The organism is Saprospiraceae bacterium, assembly GCA_016717265.1.
Lineage (GTDB): Bacteria > Bacteroidota > Bacteroidia > Chitinophagales > Saprospiraceae > Vicinibacter.
Map to the genome: position 1 here is coordinate 2,226,964 of JADKFX010000001.1, position 17,030 is coordinate 2,243,993.

At 33.3% G+C, this 17,030-nt stretch carries 15 protein-coding genes; 4 read left to right on the forward strand and 11 right to left on the reverse strand.

The genetic code is table 11. The features are described 5' to 3' along the window. Positions 1–12 precede the first annotated feature (12 nt). The 4 genes from IPO86_08600 to IPO86_08615 all read right to left on the reverse strand — a co-directional run bounded on the left by IPO86_08600 (position 13) and on the right by IPO86_08615 (position 4,199). Positions 13–552 (reverse strand): LemA family protein, encoded by a 540-nt coding sequence (locus tag IPO86_08600; protein MBK9728159.1) that lies wholly within the window; start codon positions 550–552, stop codon positions 13–15. Positions 553–689: 137 nt separating this feature from the next. Next, the gene (locus IPO86_08605; GenBank protein MBK9728160.1) at positions 690–2,987 is read right to left on the reverse strand and encodes a TonB-dependent receptor; all 2,298 of its coding nucleotides are present in this window, start codon (positions 2,985–2,987) and stop codon (positions 690–692) included. A gap of 5 nt (positions 2,988–2,992) precedes the next feature. After that, entirely contained in the window at positions 2,993–3,556 is a 564-nt protein-coding gene (locus IPO86_08610) for a type 1 periplasmic binding fold superfamily protein (GenBank protein ID MBK9728161.1), read from the reverse strand. 223 nt (positions 3,557–3,779) lie between these two features. Continuing rightward, positions 3,780–4,199: a hypothetical protein gene (locus IPO86_08615; protein MBK9728162.1), complete on the reverse strand. Its 420-nt coding sequence runs from the start codon at positions 4,197–4,199 to the stop codon at positions 3,780–3,782. A gap of 292 nt (positions 4,200–4,491) precedes the next feature. Between IPO86_08615 and IPO86_08620 the strand changes: the two genes are divergently transcribed. Both IPO86_08620 and IPO86_08625 read left to right on the forward strand, forming a co-directional pair. Then, on the forward strand, positions 4,492–6,717 hold the full coding sequence (locus tag IPO86_08620) for a T9SS type A sorting domain-containing protein (GenBank protein MBK9728163.1): 2,226 nt from the start codon (positions 4,492–4,494) through the stop codon (positions 6,715–6,717). Between the two features lie 373 nt (positions 6,718–7,090). After that, positions 7,091–9,145: a hypothetical protein gene (locus IPO86_08625; GenBank protein MBK9728164.1), complete on the forward strand. Its 2,055-nt coding sequence runs from the start codon at positions 7,091–7,093 to the stop codon at positions 9,143–9,145. Positions 9,146–9,215: 70 nt separating this feature from the next. Here IPO86_08625 and IPO86_08630 read toward each other — a convergent pair whose 3' ends face one another. From IPO86_08630 to trxA, 4 genes are read right to left on the reverse strand one after another with little or no spacing between them, the layout of a single operon-like run. Further along, entirely contained in the window at positions 9,216–9,638 is a 423-nt protein-coding gene (locus IPO86_08630) for an RNA-binding S4 domain-containing protein (protein ID MBK9728165.1), read from the reverse strand. Beyond that, on the reverse strand, positions 9,619–10,380 hold the full coding sequence (locus tag IPO86_08635; GenBank protein ID MBK9728166.1) for a polyphosphate kinase: 762 nt from the start codon (positions 10,378–10,380) through the stop codon (positions 9,619–9,621). Before IPO86_08635 ends, IPO86_08630 begins: the two co-directional genes overlap by 20 nt. A gap of 9 nt (positions 10,381–10,389) precedes the next feature. Beyond that, positions 10,390–11,319, reverse strand: coding sequence for a DUF58 domain-containing protein (locus IPO86_08640; GenBank protein MBK9728167.1), 930 nt, complete (start codon positions 11,317–11,319; stop codon positions 10,390–10,392). A gap of 59 nt (positions 11,320–11,378) precedes the next feature. Continuing rightward, positions 11,379–11,696 carry a thioredoxin gene (gene trxA, locus IPO86_08645; protein MBK9728168.1) on the reverse strand — a complete coding sequence of 106 codons (318 nt, stop codon included), beginning with the start codon at positions 11,694–11,696 and terminating at the stop codon, positions 11,379–11,381. A 109-nt stretch (positions 11,697–11,805) separates the two neighbouring features. Here trxA and IPO86_08650 point away from each other — a divergent pair, with 109 nt between their 5' ends. Continuing rightward, complete coding sequence (locus IPO86_08650; protein MBK9728169.1) at positions 11,806–12,846, forward strand: DUF3810 domain-containing protein; 1,041 nt, start codon at positions 11,806–11,808, stop codon at positions 12,844–12,846. Positions 12,847–13,051: 205 nt separating this feature from the next. On the opposite strand, the gene mqnB is transcribed toward IPO86_08650, so the two are convergent. Then, positions 13,052–13,726, reverse strand: coding sequence for a futalosine hydrolase (gene mqnB, locus IPO86_08655; GenBank protein MBK9728170.1), 675 nt, complete (start codon positions 13,724–13,726; stop codon positions 13,052–13,054). Between the two features lie 9 nt (positions 13,727–13,735). Further along, positions 13,736–14,308 carry a hypothetical protein gene (locus tag IPO86_08660; GenBank protein ID MBK9728171.1) on the reverse strand — a complete coding sequence of 191 codons (573 nt, stop codon included), beginning with the start codon at positions 14,306–14,308 and terminating at the stop codon, positions 13,736–13,738. A gap of 465 nt (positions 14,309–14,773) precedes the next feature. Here IPO86_08660 and IPO86_08665 point away from each other — a divergent pair, with 465 nt between their 5' ends. Further along, positions 14,774–16,300 (forward strand): DUF853 family protein, encoded by a 1,527-nt coding sequence (locus IPO86_08665; protein ID MBK9728172.1) that lies wholly within the window; start codon positions 14,774–14,776, stop codon positions 16,298–16,300. A 108-nt stretch (positions 16,301–16,408) separates the two neighbouring features. On the opposite strand, the gene IPO86_08670 is transcribed toward IPO86_08665, so the two are convergent. Then, complete coding sequence (locus tag IPO86_08670; protein ID MBK9728173.1) at positions 16,409–16,960, reverse strand: DUF255 domain-containing protein; 552 nt, start codon at positions 16,958–16,960, stop codon at positions 16,409–16,411. Between the last annotated feature and the right edge of the window lie 70 nt (positions 16,961–17,030).

A 17,030-nucleotide genomic window follows, 5' to 3' on the forward strand; every position in this document is an offset into this window, starting at 1 on the left:
GCTTACACCGAATTAAAATTGAACAGTCACATTTTGCCGACTTTGCTCGTCTGTTTCAAAGAAATCAAACGTTAGAAAACCAAAACTACGGGCAAGTAAAACCCCAGGAAATCCTTCTACCTTATTATTGTTTTCGCGAACGGTCGCATTATAATATCGACGACTATTTTCTAGATTTGTTTCAATTTCATTAAGATTTCCTTGTAATTGAAGGAAATTCGTGTTAGCTTTTAAATCTGGATAACTCTCTGCTAAAGCAAATACTTGTCTTAAACTTGCGGTTAAAGTTTGATCTGCAGCAATCTGACCGTTGATATCTCCTTTTGGTACACTTAAGGCTGCATTTCTAGCAGCGATCACTCTTTCAAATGTTCCCGTTTCATGGGCTGCATAACCTTTTACTGTATTTACCAGATTTGGTATCAAATCATAACGCTTCTTTAAAGCTACATCAATGTTGCTCCAGGCATCCATTACAGCATTTTTAGCACTGACAAGTCCATTGTAAAGAAAAATGGCAATGAATACTAAAACTCCTAAAACGATAAGCATAATCATGGTTAAATTCTATTTTTGTTTATTAAGAATGTAAATATAAATGTAAAATTGACTTAAAAAGTTCCAAAATTATTATTACAACGCATTTATATTTAAAAACTTAATTTAAAGGCCTGTAATCCATTTATGAATCAAAACTCCATTTTAAGATTTAATCTAAAATTAATACCTTCTTCCGCTGCAAAATAACGAAGGCGGTTTAAATAATCTCTGTAATTCCTATTAAGTAAATTTTCCACTTGAGCATTTATTTTAAATTTTTTAGAAAATAATTTTATTTCAGTTTCAATCGATGGACTGATTAAGAAATAGGCTGGTGGGGCGATTAATAACTCTTGGTTCGTTTCTAAATTTAATTGTTCAAATACATATTTACCTTGCATTTCAAATTTGACATTTTTAAAACGGCCAATCGATTTTAGATGATAGAACAAAGAAGATCCGAATTGATTGGGGGGCATATAAACGAGCCCGCGGTGATTTTTAAAATCATAACCATTCAAATAAGAATATTGGATGACCCATTGTAATTTGGAATTAAATTCAATTCGAAATAAAGCATCAAGACCATAAATTCTGGCATCCGTTTGTTTATATAAAAATAGTGGGAAGGCTCCTCTGATCGTTAACCTAAATTCTTTTTGAGGTTCTAAATATATGAAATCCCGGATAGCCTGATAATAAGTGCTTAGCTCCATGTTGAAAAAGCTTCCTAAAGAGATTGTATTTGTTAAAATTAATTTTAATGCATGTTCATTCTTTAATTCTTTATTCCCTTCTTCAATGCCAGCAACAGCTTGATGGAGTCCATAACTGTAAAGTTCATTTACCTCTGGAGAACGTTGGGTAATTCCACCATTAAATCGGATATTCCAGAAATTATGAGCATTATATTTTATGCCTCCGGCAAGTGAAAAATGTTTGAACAAATGATTGGCATTTTGAATTGTTTTTACACCACTTGTGCTATAATAATCAACATTTAATTGACTTAGGTCGTAACGACTTCCTAGTTCAAGCGATGTATTTTCAAAATGATATTTCCAATTCATGAAGACACCTTCATTATGCAATAGATAATCTGGTATTAATGGAAAAATACCAGTGCCTGGTTGGTTTCGATTATAAGTAAATTTGTATTGGATTCCGTAATTGATTTCCTGTTGATTTAAGTTAATTCTGCTTTTATACTCAGTAACATACGATTGCAATAATAAATCTAAAGATGGAATATCAGAGCGGGAACCGCGGCGCACATCAAATTCTTTTCGGTGATTAAGCTGGGCTGCATAAACGATTTCATGAAACTGATTTTTACGAGTCCATTGATGATTCAATTTTAACAAATGATGTGTTACAGATTGTCTTGGAGATTCAATTCGATAGGAAAAATGATCTTTTGTAAAGTAAGGTATTTGCGCTCCTATAGCGGACTGTAGATCTGTTAAATTCCCAATATGGGATCCTCTAAGAATACCTGGTTCAGAATGAAAGAGACTATAATATATATGGTGTTGAAATTTACCGGGCTTGTCTTTATTCCATTCTATCGAGCTGCTATATTCCTTCATACCAGTGTTTGTTAAATAGTATTCAGGAGATTTATGATCACCACTTCGCTTAATTCCTGCAGTCAATCGCCAATCAAAAACTGGTGTAGATTGTTCCACTTTGGAAGCCAAATAAATCTGGTTGCCATTTGTTTGATAATTAACCTGGGTACTACCATGAAAGTGTGGATCTTTATCAATGGGTCCAGGTTCCATCAATATCAAACCACCTAAACTATTTCCACCGTAAGCAATAACATCTACCCCTTTAATAACTGTAATTTGTTGCGCTATGAAAGGATCAATTTCAGGCGCATGGTCAGATCCCCATTGCTGACCTGCTTGAACGATTCCATTATTTAAAATGCTAACCCGATTTCCGGTAAGCCCATGGATAACTGGTTTCGCAATACCAGACCCATTTTTAATTGAATATACTCCGGGAATTATTTCGAGAATAGATGCCAAAGGTTTGCCAGCTTCTTTATTCAATTCATTTGACTTAATTGTATTTTGGGTAGCCGATTCTGATCGGTTTCTATTACTTTTTACAGTCACACTTTGCAGAAAATGTGCGTGATGCTCCAATTCAATATGAATGATGGTATCTTTCGTAATGTGAACAAATAATTTTTGTGTCTCACATCCAATATGATTGATAATCAGATGATATGCTCCCGGACAAATATTTTTTATAAAATAGAAGCCATTTGAATCTGTTTCAGCATATTGATTGGATTCCTCCATATAGACAGATGCAAATTCTAGTAACAGATTTTCATGCGGATCTGTAATGCTCCCTGAAATTGAAATTTTACATTCTTGAGCAATTAAAGATTCTGGTTGAATCGTCCAGAATCCAACCAGAAATAGTAGCATATTTTTCATTCAATAATCAGATCAAACTGTAATTCAATATCCGTTTCACCGCCAGCATTCTCAATTTTACCATCTTTGACACCAACTGCGTTTTTATTTGGTAAGTGCCTCAGCGTGATGGTAAGAGATCCCTGACTAGCTTCCCCTGTTTGCAGTATTGATTTTTGCCCAATAGGAAAACCATTGGTATCGGTATCATTATACATTGCAGTTACATTTAGTGAATTTGAAGGAGTCAGAAAAAATTGATGATCATTCGCTTCCTGAAGAATTTCTAGGGTAATAGAATCTATTGGATTCACGGATTCATTTAAAAGTAACAATGTGCAATTGTAGCTTGCATTTGATTTTAGTTTTCCTCCAATTATCGTTGGTACCTGTCCTCCATCACCATCAAGATCTCTAAAACTTAATACGACGCTATCATTGCTTGTAGTGGAATGCATACTATAATATACTGTTGTAATTAACTCCGATTCATTTATAATGGGATCTTTAGAACATGAAAACGGAATCATTAGGAGAAAGACTGATAAAACGAGTATATTTTTTAAATTTATTTTTTTCATAAAGTATAGATTATGGGTTTGCTGTAAATGGTAAAACCTTTGCTTTGGTTAAATGATTTCAGCGAATGAATTAAGGTAAAGGATTAAAATATACGTTTGCAATGAATCCTTTTAAGACAAAGGAATAAGCCATTGTTTTTCAAATATTATATATAAAATTAAACTCTAAATTATTGGAATTAAATTTTTAAAAAACTATATAAAATTTGGTAAAAAGTTCGAATTAAATAGCGTAGGGTGGTGCTCGTGTTCTAGCGAATAGCTCTATTCGAGCAGATTTAGAAAGGACAAAAGCGATGCTTTCCTCCAAATGGTATAATTTTTCACTAACTAATTTTGAAGTGCATACATACGTATCAAAATGCAATACTAAATCACACAGTCCACAATGTTTTGACTGCGTTGTAAGATGGAAATCATGTTTGCAACCATTCAAGAGATCATGATGAACCAGTTTTAAATGACAAGGATCATTTTCTGTGGTTGATAGATTTAAATGACAATTTGTATGTTGATGGGTATGTTTATGTCCAATTTCTATTGTTGCAATAAGTAAATTGAGAATATAGAATATTAATAAATAAAGCCCGAATTGGTACTTTTTAATTCTTGAAATTCTATATTTGGTTCCTAAATTGGACATCTTTAGATCTCAAAGATATCATTTTTTTTGTAATGTGAAATCACAAAGTAGAACTCCTTACCTTATTATAGGCTTATTCAGTTAATATTTGATTTTTTAAATGGGAAGTTTCAAAATCCTGAATTAAGATAGTTCTTGGCGATTCTAAGCAAACGAATCCTGTTTTTTGTAAATATTTTTAAAATTTATTTTGTGTTTCGCTAAACATATTACATTTATTTATATATTTGCAGCAGATTCTACACACCGTCTTCCCAATTACAGCTTAATAAGAATTTAAATAATTCAAAATATGAAAGCTGCCTATTTAAGGCTGAATGCTTGCATTTGGCTGTTATTGACTTCGTTTTGCTGGTGTGATAAACTAATCGCAAACGACCTTAGTTTTTTTCTGGAATGCCCTCCTTCCGTAACTATTAATTGTTATGATGATGTTTCCAATCTTGATAAGTGGGGAATTGCTTATGTGTGGTCTAATAATAAAAGGACTCCCGCACCCGCTCCAGTAAAAATAATCTATAATACGAATGCATGTGGAATTGGGACCATCACAAGATATTGGGAGGTAGAAGATCCTTATTGGGTCATCCAAAAATGTAATCAAGTAATTACAATAATTGGAGGGACCACATTTGCTTATGCTGATATTAATTGGCCTCCTGCTTATACTATTGATGGATGTAATCCGAGTACAGATCCTCGTATTTTGCCGACTCCGTACAACTATCCAACTTTTAATAAGTTAAAATGCAGTCAACCAATGTATTCTTACAAGGATAGTAAGTTTACAGTTTCAGATGGTTGTATGAAAGTTCTGCGGGAATGGCATGTTATCGATTGGTGTCAATATAAACCCAATGCTTATCCGGCGGTTGGTTCCTGGTATTACACTCAGGTAATTAAATTGATTGTTTCAGATTCTACAGCAAAATTAATTTGTCCATTAGATACAATCCTGGATTCAAAGGTAAATTGCAAAGGAACCTATGTAAAACTTGATTCTGCAAAAGCTATTTCTAAGTGTGGTTTCATTCTTACGATTCGAAATACATCTCCGTATTCAAAAAACATAGGTCCGGATGCTAGTGGAGATTATCCTTTAGGCACAACCGAGTTTTATTTTATCGCAGAATATGGATGCGGTAAAGAAATTAAGTGTAAGGTTAAAGTAACTGTTCGAAATAAAATCGGACCAATTCCTTATTGTTTAAATGGATTAATTACGGCTTTAATGCCAATCGACACCAATAGAGACGGTAAGCCTGATGATGGAATGATTGAAATTTGGGCTAAAGATTTTAATTTAGGTTCATATCATCCCTGCGGATATAAAAATTTGAAATATTCATTTTCAGCGGATACAAATTTTAAATCAAAAGTTTTCACCTGTGCTGATTTGGGAAAAAATGAGGTTCAAATGTGGGTGACAGATTCTTTGGGTAATCAATCATTTTGTAAGACATACCTCGAAGTACAAAATAATAATGCTAATATTCCTGATTGTAAACGAAAAGATAGTATCCAAACAACCATAGTGGTTGCTGGTTTAGTTTCAGATGGTCAAAATGTATCCTTGCCAGATGTTAAGGTCCTATTAAAAATGAAATCTACATTTCAAATTGTACCAAGAATAGATTTTATTATAAAAACTCGATATGACACCATTGTAACAACTCGCGGACTCAAGTTTTATGTTAAACATAATGATACCACGTTTATAACAAAATATGATACCATTCAAAATCAATGGCAAAAGGAAAACGTATCTTTAAAAGATGGTTCTTTTGGATTTAAGGATCTAATAAAAGCTCAAGATTATTTTTTAAGTTTTTCAAAGCGAGAATTAAGTTCAAAAGGAATTAATATTAACGATGCTATTGTGTTATTAAAGCATATTTCAGGCACAACTACATTGACGGATCCATTGAAAATAATAGCAGCAGATATAAATGTAGATGGTGTTGTCAATGATACTGACTTCGATTTATTGTATGAGATTATATTGGGTACAATTCCTTATGATTATTTGACAAGCCAATGGAGGTTTATTCCTAAAGGTTTTGTATTTAAGAATCCTTTAAATCCATTTGCTGATAATTTTGAAAGTATAACTGAAATTCGTTCGATTATAAGTTCTAAGTTGCATATGGATTATACAGCCATTAAAGTTGGTGAGTTGGATGGAATTGTATCTGGAATTGATGATAATATCCTTCATCATCGGAATTCAATAATTCTTTCAGAAAGGAATGACAAATTTGAACTGGTTAATGTATATCCGAATCCAGTAATGGATGACCCAGTAAATTTTCAATTAAACATAAAGCAGGCTACTCAAATTCAGGTAGAATGGTTTGATGCACAAGGAAATATTTTAAGGACAAATACACGCTCTTTCGACAAAGGCTTTCAGGTTTGGGAGCAATCGGTAAATGGATTCCCTTCGACAGGAATCTTTTTCTACCGGATCTCAGATGGTTTCCATTTTAAATATGGAAAAATTACCCGATCAGAATAAGAAAACAAGGGTATTAAACTACGTTCACGTAGCCGGATCTTTCAAGGCAAGATCCGGCTTTTTTTTTTCGTTTCTTTAAGGTATATAAGCTAATCATCAGTTTTTTTTATAAATTTTAGCACCTTAAATTTCTTTTAAATTCTAGTTTATCTAACTTATTATAGATTCTATATTCCAATGGATCGTAGTAAATTCATCGCAATTTTTACTTAATTTAGCTTTATTATCAGGATCTGCACAATTGAAACTCATATTTTAAAATGAGGTTCTGGAGGCCTTATTTAAATCTAATTTTCTTGTATACAATTTATTTCTATATTTGCTTTATCTGGTTTGCCAGAGAAAATCCTATAAACACCTAATAACAGGAACTATGAAATCAACTTTTTACAATGTAATTCAAAGCTTAATTATCATATTTTGTATTGATAATCAAGCATTTGCAGATTTTTCTTTAGTTTGTCCGCCAGATGTAACGGTGAGTTGCAAAGAGGACTATTTACATGATTTAAATGTATTTGGACGGGCTTATACAGATTACAATGGACTAATCCAATACCAGCATGATTGTAAAACAATTATTGAAATTGATGATTGCGGAAAGGGTACTATCAAACGGGTTTGGGGCGTGGAGAATCTTGAAAACTGGAAATGGTTAAGCTGCACTCAAGTTATTACCATTAGTAATTTGGATGGTTTTAATTACAGGGATGTCAATTGGCCACCGTCTTTAGTAATTAAAAGTTGCAATCCACAAGCGGATATAAAAAATTTGGCAGCTCCATACGACGCACCCAGTTGGTCAACGCCAAAATGCGCAAAACCTATGTTGTCATATAAAGATACCCGGTATCGGGTAGATGAAGGCTGTGAAAAAATTGTTCGGGAATGGAAAATTTTAGATTGGTGTCAATATGATCCAATAAATTATCCTGGAAGGGGCTTTTTCACTTATACGCAAGTGATTAAATTAATAAGTTCAAGTGACACGGCAGTTTTGAATTGCAAAAAAGATACTTTAGTTATCAATAATAGAAACTGCGATAGCATTTATGTGCAATTAGATTCCGCAATCTTTGAATCGGGTTGTAAGATCTATCATAAAATTTACAATACTTCTAAATATGCGGTTCATTCTGGTGCTAATGCCAGTGGTTATTATCCAAATGGAATAACAAAATTTTATTATATAGCGGAATACGCATGTGGTACAGAAGTAAAGTGTGAAGTTACAATTCAAGTCAAAAATACAATTCAGCCAACGCCATATTGTTTAACAGGTGTAATTGTAACCTTAATGCCTGTCGACCAAAATCAGGATGGTGTGCCGGAAGAGGGAATGGTGCAAATTTGGGCATCAGATTTAGATAAAGGAAGCTGGCACAAATGTCCAAACCAGAAACTTACATTTTCATTTTCAAAAGATGTTCTGGATAAATCAAAAACATTTGTTTGTAAAGATATTGGAACGAATGAAGTTGAAATATGGGTTACGGATTCATTAGGTAATCAGGAAGTATGCAAAACAATCGTGGAAGTACAAAACAATAATCCTGCAATACCAAATTGCGATGGAAATTTGCATGGTGGAAAACGGTCGATAAAAGGAGAAGTATTGTTTTTTAATACAAATCAACCCAGAAATGTTGAGGTCTCCATTGTGAGCTTAAATTTACAATCGCAAGTAGCTCTGGATAAAGGGAGTAAATTTCAATATCAATTTGATAATTTAGACCAACAAAATGCTTATTCAATCAAATTAGAATGCCATCAATTTGATGCCTCTGCGATTGATTATAATGATTTATTTTATTTAAAATCGATACTGTCTGGAAAGCAAAAATTAAGTTCAGTCTATTCATACTTCGCAGCTGATGTAAATGGCGATCATCAAATTACGCCTGATGATTATGCATTGTTGAAGCAAGTGGTAATCAATAGAAGATATAATGCATTGCCTAAATTCTGGCAAATGATTCCAGCTGATTTTGTATTTAATCACCCAACGAATCCATTCTTAGATATAATGCCTTCTGACATCCATATTAAAAACTTGAATCATGATATGGAAAATCAGAATTTTATAGCTGTGAGAATTGGAGACCTGGTGTCAAATGTCCATAAAGAATCCAATTTAAGCGATCGGGATCGGTTGTCAAATGGTGGATCAAGTATTAATGTTTTTCAAGCAAAAGTATTGCGTGAGAATGCAACGAGTTCAAAAATAGAGTGGCTTGTATCTTCAGAAACACAGCAGTATATTAAATTGCAGCTGGTAAGTATAGATGGAAGAAGCCATTATAGTCAAGACTTCTTACTTGAAAAAGGAATGCAAATCCTGGAATCAAACACAAATTTAACTGGGATCATTTTGTATCAATTTATGAATCAGGACAATGTAATTTCAGGTAAATTATTTTGTGATTGAATTGGAGGATTAGTTTAAGTATATAGGGTAATATTCAAGGCTATTAATTTTTTTATACTTAAAGATTTTGTTATTTTTCTTGATCTGTTTCTCCGATGTCATCCCAATCCATATCCACCCATAAATGGCGGTCAATTTCACGGCGTTCCTTTTTAGTAGGCCGGCCAGCACCCCGATCTCTTCTTTCTAAGGTGCCTTGACCTGTAAACCAATCTTGATATTTATTAAGTTCTTCGATCGGAGTTAAATTTATATAGCAGATAGCTGCTTCTGGGGCAGATACCCTTTTTTCAATCAATTTAATAACTTTAAATTGAAAGCGAAATCCATTTTTTTTGACATCAATCAGGGAGTTAATAGAAATGAATTGAGATGGCTTGGCTTCAATCTCATGAATTAAAATTCTGCCTTTTTTACAAGCATCCGTAGCAATTGTCCGGGATTTAAAAATTCTGACGGACCAAAGCCATTTATCAATTCGAATTTTTTCCACCATCGAGTAGGAGCGGAAATGCAGGATTAATTTTTTTTAAATTATCGTAGACAACTTGAGCAACAATATAATTTCGATACCATCGATTATCCGATGGGACGATATGCCAAGGAATCTCAGAACCGTTGATGGCAGCCTCATAATATCGCATATATTTTTCCCAAAGTTTACTTTCTTCAAAATCTGCAGGATTATATTTCCATTGTTTTAAAGGGTCCGTTTTTCTTTCTTCAAGTTTTTCTAATTGTTTTTCATGGGATAAATGAAGGTAAAATTTTAGAATTGTAGTATCGTTATCATCCTGAAGTGATTTTTCAAAATTATTTATGGCTTCCATTCTCATGGCGGCTCGTTTATCATCTATCCATTGATGCACTCTTTGAATAAGGATATCTTCATAATGGCTTCTAATAAATAATTTCATTTGACCTTTAGATGGTGCATATTTATGAACTCTCCATAAAAAATCATGTGCCAATTCTTCTTCCGTCGGTTTTTTGAAGGCATGCGCATCAATTACCAATGCTGGACAATTCATAAAAACAGTTTTGGCAACACCATCTTTCCCACTGGCATCCATTCCTTGTAAAACAACCAGGATTCCATTTTTCTTTTCTGCATAAAGCATTTCAGAAAACAATCCAATTTTTTCAGCAAGTTCTTTTGTTTTTTTTTGAATCGTTTTTTTGTCCGCGTTTTTAGGCGGTTTCGGTGAGATTTTAGATAAAATTATCTTTGGCATATGAGTGAATTAAATATTCATTTTTTTTCTTTTCACAAAGAACGATTGTAAGATATAGTCATATCCAGCGTTAATATCAGCTTCATGATAATCAATTCGATATTGAAGACATTTGGATTTAATTTCTTCATGGTATTCAGAAATTTTATGAATGTATTGTTGCCGAATTTGATGCGCTTGTACTTTGATTTGTTGTCCAGATTCCATGTCAACAAATTGATAAGGTCTGTTTTCAAAATCAAACTCTATTTCTAATTTTTTGTCGATTGTATGAAATAAAATAACTTCGTGTTTATTATATTTCAAATGCTGCAAAGCCGCAAATATTTCATCCAGCTTAGAACTTTGATCAAACATGTCACTAAATACAATGACCAAAGACCGCTTATGAATTTGATCTGCAATTTGATGGAGGGCTGGTGCTGCGGATGTTGTTTTATTAATGATTCCATCCGACATGTATTTATCAAGATAGCTTAATAATAATTGATAATGCGAAGTACTCGATTTAGCATGGGTATGAATTCTTAGGGCGTCATCAAAAATGGACAAACCATAAGCATCCCGTTGCCTTCTCAAAACATTCATCAGACATGCTGCTCCAAGTGCTGAAAATCTAAGTTTATTAAGTATGAATCCAGATTTTAGTTTTTCTTCTGGAAAATACATGGATGAAGAGGTATCAATGACTATTTGACATCTTAAATTTGTTTCTTCTTCAAATTTTTTTGAGAACATTTTATCTGTTCTGGCATAAACCTTCCAATCAATATCTTTCGTCGATTCTCCTTGGTTGTAGAGCCGGTGTTCTGCAAATTCAACACTAAATCCATGGAAAGGCGATTTGTGAAGTCCTATTATAAATCCTTCTACTACCTGATTAGCTAATAGATCCAGATGGTTAAATGCTTGTACCGGAAATTGATCAAAAAAACCCATAGAAAAAATAAAAGCCCTTATCAGCAAAGATAAGGGCCGTATTTTGTTATTTATGATTATTAAATAATTGCTTCTAATTTAGACTTTAAGGTCGCTTTTGTTGCTGCACCAACTTGTTTGTCAACCACTTGGCCATTTTTGATAAATAATATTGTAGGAATACTCCGGACGCCAAATTGGGTGGATACCACAGGATTGTGATCTACATTGAGTTTGCCAATGCGAATTTTATCACCATACTCCGTGGATAATTCATCAATAATCGGACCGACTAGTTTACAAGGACCACACCATTCTGCCCAAAAGTCAACAACTGCTACCTGATCTTGTGATAGTGCTTCTACTTGAAAATTTGAATCTGTAAATTCGAAAGCCATATATTAGTAATTTTGATTTATTATGTAACATTAAAATCAGCTTTTTAGTTCAAAAAATAGAATGCTTAAAAGTCTTAAATTATACTTAAATAAATTATTGCAATCTAGAATGATACGACTTTGTATGGTTTTTGGTATTGTTACCTTTCTTTCTGGATTTGCATTGAAATCATCAAATACACTTGTTGAAAACTGGTATTATAGAGTGTTTTATTCAGGATTTAGAGATTTTTGGGATTTGGCATTTTCCTGGGTTCCTTTTCCATTGATTTATGTTTGGTTGGTTTTTTTAATTTTTAGTATTGGTTTCGTTACATGGCATCGCTCGCATCGAATTACCAAAACCTTAAAGTGGTCTGTATTTCTTATTTCAGTGATTACATTTCATGTAATTTGGTTTTATTGGTCGTGGGCATTTAATTACCATCGGATCAGTTTAGCTGGGCGGTGGCGTTTACAAAATCCAATTACCGAACTGGATTTTGTAAATACATTGAACTTGCATACCTGTCTAGTAGAAGAACTTAGAACAGATTACACCGAAGAAATTACAGCTTGGAATATGGACCCATTGAAGATGGAAAACAACATTCGAAATTTAGTCAATAACTTCCAAAAACTACATCTGTTCCCTCAATTTATGAAGTTGCGTTGTCGGATTTTGAAGCCTTCAGGTTCATTATTAATTTGGGCTACATCCGGTGTTTATATGCCTTTTGTAAGTGAAAGTCAGGTAGATAATGGTTTGCATAAATTGTCAAAGCCTTTTACTATGGCACATGAATTTGCCCATGGAATGGGTTGGACTCATGAAGGAGATTGTAATTTTATTGCCTATTTGGCTTGTATTCAAAGTTCAGACCCATTTATAAGATATTCTGCGGAAATTAATTATTGGAGATATTTATTGTCGAATGCTCGTAAAAATCATCCTGAACTATTTAAGGAAATAAGAAATGGAATGGATTCACTCGTATTAAAGGATTTAATTGAAATAGATACTGCGAATGATAGGTATCCTGAAATCTTACCAAATTTAAGAAATTGGTTTTATGATTGGTATTTGAAAAAACACGGTATACAATCTGGAGAAAAAAGTTATTCAGAATTAATAAGTATGCTCATTAACTATCAGAAATCTATAAATTAAAATGTTCAGATTGGCGATCTTAAAAATATTGCAATTTCTATAAAATTGGAATTTGTATTTTAATAACTTGCAATTTCAAATGGATTGCATTCATGATTTATTCATTTGATATTTATAGAATCATTATTCTATTGCTGGAATTCATTGGATAAATTTAATTTGAAAACGAATAATAAGGAAATAGCAATTAGCAATCCAAGGAGTTTCATTGTAATTTATTAAGAATATTAATTAATTCAATGTTTAGTTGTTCAATAGCTTTTTGTAATTGCCAGTTTTCTTTGTTTCTTGGTTCTACATAATTTGAAATACTTCGGATTGAAAGGAATGGCACATCCAGGGTTCGGCAAGCATAGAATAAACCTATGCCTTCCATACTCTCAACATCGCCGTTAAATTTATTAATTATTTGATCTATTGTGAATTGGTTTCCACTTGTTTTATTAACACTTAATCCATGAACTTGCTTTAAATTAGTTTGAATGGTTTTGTGCGTTTTTAAAATTTTACCATTTTGATATGGAAATCTATTTTTATCCAAGAGTCCTAAAGTAAAGGCATCTATAAGTTCTCCTTGTTGGTTTTCAGCACCAAGATCTGCCCATTCTTCAGATATCACTTCAACAAGGCTCCCAGGTGGCAAAGTAGCATGATAGCTACCGGATACTCCTGCATGGATAATAAATGACAGCTTTGGAATTTGTTGATATCTAGCCAATGCAAATGCCATCATCATGCTGCTAATACCAGTCACCAATGGACTGATCTGAAGTCCATCTTTTTCATATTCGAGAAACGAATTTTTTTTCCAGGTATCTTCAAAATGGTTTAGACAAGGTTTGATTTCATTTTCAGTAGCACTTACAAGCAGAACTCTCATTTAAAATTATTAGTTTAGTGATATAGATAATCCAATCGAAGGGCTCATACCTAAAGGGATGTGATATTCTATGGCGGAGGTCATCTGGTATCGTTTTCTGAGTTGCAATTGGAATGCAAAGCTATACATTGGTCCGGAAGTATTTATACCGCAAATTACAGCACGGCCATAAATGGGTGTGTATATGAATCCAAAATGAAGGGTTTGTTTAAGAATTCCATGTTTTTGTATTTCAACCAGGATATGAAAGGTTTCATTCACCTGATAGTTGAATCCAAATTTGAAAACAGCGGGATAAGCATATAGAGATTTACTTTGGATAGGCAGTGGATTTTTGATTACAAAGCCAACAAGAAGATTGGGAAGAAGCTTAGTTTGTAAGCCAACAGCATAAGTGATATTCATTAAATCATTACTTTCTGGTGTTTGCGTATGAATATATCCAGCGCTAATTCCAAGATTTGTTTTTTCGTTTAATTTTTTTCCATAACTTATCAAGAACAATAAATCTTTTAGTTCATTACTACCATCAACGGCCATTTCAAACCCTATACCCGATGCTTTTTTTATTGGGAGACTCATGTTAAAGCTAGTTTCAAAAATTCCGTTTACCAAAAAATAGTTATAGGATTCGAATTGGAAATTTATTGTTTTAAGACTCCCTAAATGAGCTGGATTCATCAAGCTATTTAATGAATTCCAGGTGCAAATTCCGGTTTGGCCAGCACCCCTAGAACTTGAGCTAATCCCTGAAGACAAGATAGAGTGCTGACCTAAAACCGGTAAACCAAACAGTACGCTGAATATGAAAATCAATAATACCACGAAGCGAAGCTAGCCTACGGCTATGTTAATCCGCAAGTTTAAAGCTTAAGTTTATTGAACCCCAGAACTTATTTATTTAGTTTCAGATATTGCTGATTAAGGATTTATGGAATCATTTATAAATTACCCATTGAAACCAATTTCTTTTGAAAGTGATTTGACTTGTATCTTTGTATCAAGGCAGCAATTCAATTATTTGTTATTTTATTTGAATACAGTTTTATGAAGGAGATATTTTCAGAACAAATTATAAAAGCATATCAATTTCAAGGTATTGGTATTAGTTTGGGATCAGCCATGATTGGGTCTGAAGTAATACCAGATGCGAAAGTGAATCTTTCATTAAAAATGTTAAACCGGCATGGATTGATTGCCGGAGCTACAGGTACAGGAAAAACCAAAACGCTACAAGTATTAGCAGAGCAAATTTCTGCTCATGGTGTTTCCTGTGTATTAATGGATATCAAAGGTGACTTAAGTGGCATTGCAAAACAAGGTGTTCTAAATTCTAAAATTGAAGACCGGCACAAGGCAATTGGTATTGAATGGAATCCAAGGGATAATTTCATTGAATTTCTCAGTATATCCTCGGAAGCAGGCACAAAATTGCGAGCTACTGTTTCAGAATTTGGGCCTGTCTTATTTTCGAAAATTTTAGGTTTGAATGATACGCAGGAAAGTGTATTATCAATGATCTTTAAATTTTGTGACGACAATGGACTTTTACTCTTGGATCTTGAAGATTTGAAAAAAGTAATCCAATATATTGGTGATGAAGGAAAAGAAATCATTGAAAAAGAATTTGGATCATTTTCTACGGTATCAACAGGTACCATACTAAGAAAAATTATAGAACTAGAACAACAAGGAGCGACTGCATTTTTTGGCGAGCGTTCTTTTGAAGTCGAAGATCTTGTTAGGCAAGATTCAAAGGGCAGGGGAGTAATTAGCATTTTAAGAGTTACAGATATTCAGGATAAACCTAAACTTTTTAGCACGTATATGCTGCAAATGTTAGCAGAAATTTATTCTAAATTCCCGGAATTGGGAGATCAGGATAAACCGAAGTTAGTATTTTTTATTGATGAAGCGCATTTGTTATTTGAAGAGGCAAGTTCGGCCTTGTTAAATCAATTGGAAACGGTTATTAAACTTATTCGATCAAAAGGAATTGGTTTGTTTTTTATAACCCAAAATCCAATTGATATTCCGGAATCGATATTAGCTCAATTAGGGCTTAAAGTGCAACATGCACTTAGAGCATTTACAGCTAAAGACAGGAAAGCTATTAAAATGGCAGCCGAGAATTATCCAGAAACTAAGTTTTATGATGTAGCTGAATTAATAACCCAGCTAGGAATTGGTGAAGCGTTTGTTACCGGGTTGAATGAAAAGGGAATTCCAACTCCATTAGTGCATACGATGATGCGCGCACCAGAATCGAGAATGGATATAGTGTCTGAGGATGAATTGAAAGAAATTATTCGTAAATCTGAAATTGCAGCATACTATAATGAGGTTATAAACAGAGAAAGTGCAGCTGAGATCCTGTTGCAAAAAATGGAACAAGTGGATGAAAAAGAAGCTCCTGCTACAGAAAAAAGAAAAGGTAAATCCGTTCTGGAAAAGGTAATAGACAGTACCGTCACACGCCAGGTAGGTAGAACTGTAGCCAGAGAATTGACAAGAGGTTTGTTAGGTATGTTTGGCATTAAAACAAGTACCACCAGAAAGAAAACTTGGTTTTGATTTTACTAAATTTGTTTGGAAACAGAATCAATGACAAAATAGGGTCTAAAATAAACCAATGCAATTAATTTATTAATTCTTGTTACCGGTTAAATTGAGTTTATAAAATTATTTTTTTGGTCCAGGTTTAAAGGATTCCTGAAAATTTTGGTAAGGGGTAGTTTTATAATGATTACCTCCAAAATAATTTGAAATAATTTCAAAGGTATCTGCATCCTGATAACCAGGTAATGGTTGTATCGTTTTAAAATCTTCATCCATAAAAACAAAGGTAGGATAGGAGAGTTGTCCATTCGTAATTTCAATTGCCAATTGATGAACACCGCGATTGCCACTTGGCATATACTTGTAAACTTTAGATTTAAAAGTAATATCTTCTTTTTGCTCTGCGTTAAATTTTACTGCGTAATAGTTTTTGTTTAAATATTTTATGATTCTAGGATCCTGAAAGGTAGAAGCATCCATTCGTTTACACCATCCACACCAATCTGTAAAAACGTCGACCATAATTTTACGTTTTTGCTTTTTCATCAAGCTTTGTGCCTGGTCCCAATTAACCCAATTGATTTTTTCTTGAGTGTAAGAAATAGAAACGGTTGAAAACAAGAAAACCAGGATGAGCGCTCCAGACAGGGTAAACTTAGTTGACGAATGATTCATTCTTAGATAGTATTTTTATATAATAGACGACAAAATAACAATGAAGTAACCGAAATAACAAGCATAAAGG